Origin of the sequence: Protofrankia sp. Cj3 (assembly GCF_917627355.1) — a bacterium.
Classification (GTDB): domain Bacteria; phylum Actinomycetota; class Actinomycetes; order Frankiales; family Frankiaceae; genus Protofrankia.
Window position 1 is genome coordinate 14,720 of the sequence record NZ_CAKJTR010000024.1, and the last position, 1,314, is coordinate 16,033.

The following is a 1,314-nucleotide window of genomic DNA, read 5'->3' on the forward strand; positions in this document are numbered from 1 at the left end:
GCGGCAGAGCCGTTCAGAGCCGCTGGGTGCGGAAGAACGCGCGGACGTCGTCGACGAGCAGCTCGGGCTCCTCCATCGCCGCGAAGTGGCCGCCCCGGGCCATATCCGTCCAGTGACACAGGGTGGGGAAAGCCGCCTCGCACCAGCTACGAGGAGCCCGGACCATTTCGGCCGGGAACGCGGCATGGCCGAGCGGGACCGTGATCGGCGGGGGCGTGTGGCGCCGGCCGGGACCGATCGACTCGTAGTAGAGGCGGGTCGACGAGTTGATCGTCCCGGTCAGCCAGTAGATCGAGATATTGTCAAGCAGCCGGTCGTGACTGAAGCGAGATTCGATCGTGCCGTTGCAGTCGCTCCACCCGTGGAACTTCTCCACGATCCAGCCGGCGAGCCCGGCCGGCGAGTCGACGAGGCCGTAAGCCAGCGTCTGCGGCTTCGTCCCCTGGATTTTCTGGTAGCCGGTCTCGTGGTCGGCGAAATGCTTCACCCGGGCCAGGATGGCCAGGTCCGCTTCGTCCAGGCCGGCGGTCGGGTCGTTGCGGTCCGGTGGCGGCGCCGGCAGCAGGTTGAGGTGGATGGCCCGTACTCGCTCGGGGGACAGGCCGGCAGCCGTGGTGGTGACCGCGCTGCCCCAGTCGCCTCCCTGCGCGAAGAAGCGCTCATAGCCCAGGCGGGTCATGAGCTCCAGGAAAGCGGACGCAGCCCGGATGATGGTCCATCCCCGCTCGGTCGTCGGACCCGAGAAGCCGTAGCCGGGCAGGGACGGGACGGGACGACGACATGGAAGGCGTCGGCCGGGTCACCACCGTGGTTTGCCGGGTCGGACAGGGGGCCGAGCACCTGCCAGAACTCCGCCACCGAGCCCGGCCAGCCGTGGGTCAGCAGCAGGGGCCTCGCCGTCGGTTCGGGAGAGCGTGCATGGATGAAATGGATGCGCTGCCCGTCGATCCCGGTGGTGAACTGAGGAAAGGCGTTGGCCCGGGTCTGGAAGCCCGACCAGTCGTAGTCGTCCTTCCAGTACCGGCACAGCTCGACCAGGAAATCGCGTTCGGTGCCGTACTCCCACCTGGTGCCGGGTATCTGGTCGGGCCACCTGGTCCGGGCCAGCCGGTCACGGAGATCGTCGATCTCGGCGGTGGTGACGCGCACATCGAAGGGTTCGATGGTCGGTGGGGTCATGGCCTGGTCCATTCGCGGGTCACGCCGGTGGGGGTCGATGGGCACGCTGTGGGTCTTTTAGCTGTGGGTCTTTTACAGGTCCGGCTGACGGGTCATCGACAACCATCTCCCAAAATAAAAAAATTATATGACTAA

At 66.8% G+C, this 1,314-nt stretch carries 2 protein-coding genes; both read right to left on the reverse strand.

Translation table 11 applies throughout. The features are described 5' to 3' along the window. Positions 1-13 precede the first annotated feature (13 nt). On the reverse strand, positions 14-760 hold the full coding sequence (locus MJ783_RS23560; RefSeq protein WP_370651450.1) for an alpha/beta fold hydrolase: 747 nt from the start codon (positions 758-760) through the stop codon (positions 14-16). Further along, a complete protein-coding gene (locus MJ783_RS23565; protein ID WP_370651448.1) occupies positions 676-1,179 on the reverse strand; it encodes an epoxide hydrolase N-terminal domain-containing protein in 504 nt (167 codons plus the stop codon). The genes MJ783_RS23560 and MJ783_RS23565 overlap by 85 nt, the downstream gene beginning before the upstream one ends. Between the last annotated feature and the right edge of the window lie 135 nt (positions 1,180-1,314).

Bases quoted from the DNA above. Each gene is read 5' to 3' on its own strand.
- MJ783_RS23565 (WP_370651448.1), bottom strand. From the start codon at position 1,179: ATGACCCCACCGACCATCGAACCCTTCGATGTGCGCGTCACCACCGCC.